Source organism: Candidatus Cloacimonadota bacterium (genome assembly GCA_011372345.1).
Lineage (GTDB): Bacteria > Cloacimonadota > Cloacimonadia > Cloacimonadales > TCS61 > DRTC01.
Window position 1 is genome coordinate 1 of the sequence record DRTC01000240.1, and the last position, 1676, is coordinate 1676.

The 1676-nt window shown below is 32.6% G+C and carries 1 protein-coding gene; it reads right to left on the reverse strand.

The genetic code is table 11. The features are described 5' to 3' along the window. Positions 1-1676, reverse strand: a 1676-nt coding sequence (locus ENL20_04610; GenBank protein ID HHE37837.1) for a UDP-N-acetylmuramoyl-L-alanyl-D-glutamate--2,6-diaminopimelate ligase, incomplete at both ends; no start/stop codon positions are given.

Here is a 1676-nt window from a genome sequence, read left to right on the forward strand (position 1 = left end):
CTATATGGTTTTTATCTACTTCAAAATTTTTCCAGAAATCAATGGCAGCCAGCATGGAATCCGGATTTGCATTATAACAATCGATCAGCAAAGTATGATTTTTTAATTTTCTTATTTCCATTCTTTGAGATATTTGCAAAGACTTTAACAGGTTTGCTTTGATCTTTTTTTCTCGAATTCCAACTTCTTTTGCCAAAGCTACAGCAATGGTTGCATTCAGACAAAAATGTTTAAAAGGGGTCGGAATCATAAATTTTCGTTCATTTATAAAAAATTCTGTGTTACTTTCCTTTTTTGTTATTTTTGAGATTTGATAAGAACAACTGTCATTAAAACCGAAAGTTATTCCTTTAAATTCTTTAAATCTTTCATCATCACCCGGAAATATTTTTTTCTTAAGATTCCTGCGAAAGAGAGAAGATTTTTCTTGATAAACTCCATTTTCATCTTTGAAAAATTCCAGATGAGCAGGTCCGACAAAAGTAATTATTCCAATATCAGGATTGCAGATTTCAGCAAGTTTCGCGATCTCTCCAAAATGATTTGATCCTAACTCGAAAATTGCGTATTTATGATTCGGTTTCAGGTTAAAGATCGTTTTCGGAAGACCGATCAGGTTATTTTCATTAGCAGAAGTTTTAAGTGTATTTCCTGAATCGGATAAGATATTATAGATGAATTCTTTGGTAGTGGTTTTACCTATACTTCCAGTTAGAGCGATTGCCGTAACATTAAAAAGAGATTTGAACTTCTGAGCAAATTTTCCCAAAGCTGAGAGAGTATCATTGACAAAAATCAGGTTTTGACCTTTTGTTATAAAATTTTTATTAACAACTGCTACACAATTTCTGTGCTGAAGAACTTCTCTAACATAATCATGGCCATCGAAGTTCTCTCCTTTCAGGGCAAAAAATATCGAGTTATCTTTTATTGATCGTGAGTCTAAAGAGATAAAATTAAAAATTCTGTTTTTCTTTGATCTATTTTTCTGCCCGAATAATATTTCCAATTGCAGGATATCGATAGGAATCGATAATTCATTCTTATCAGTTCCTTTTCCTTTATTAAAATATACTAGAACTTCTTCTTTATCGCTGAAATGAACATTTTTTCCTTTGATCGCCTGAAATGTTTCATGTCCTTTACCAGCAAGCAAAACTATATCTTTTTCTCCTGCAAGGTCGATTGCTGTCTGAATTGCCAGGCTCCGATCTTGTTGGATCCAGAAAGGCTGCATAGGATCGAAATCTCGAGTAATATCATCAATAATATCGGATGGTTCTTCAAACCTGGGATTATCTGAAGTAATGATTGCAAGATTTGAGTATTTTAAAACAGCTTTTAACATTTGCGGTCTTTTTTGTCTATCGCGATCTCCACCGGCACCAAAAACACAGATTATCCGTTTATCCGAGATTTCAGTGAGAGTTTTAAGAACATTTTCCAAAGCATCGGGAGTATGAGCATAATCGATGAAGATATTCTTTCTCACTCTTTCCAATCTTCCAGGAATTACTTTAATTTTGTGTAGAAATTTATTCAATTCTTTTGGAGAAATATCTGGCACAAAATGTTTTATAACCAGAATCGCTGAAGCAATATTTTTGATATTATATTTTCCGGTTAAATTTGTTCGATACCTTTCTGATGAACATTTTGAGATTAATGAAAAATTA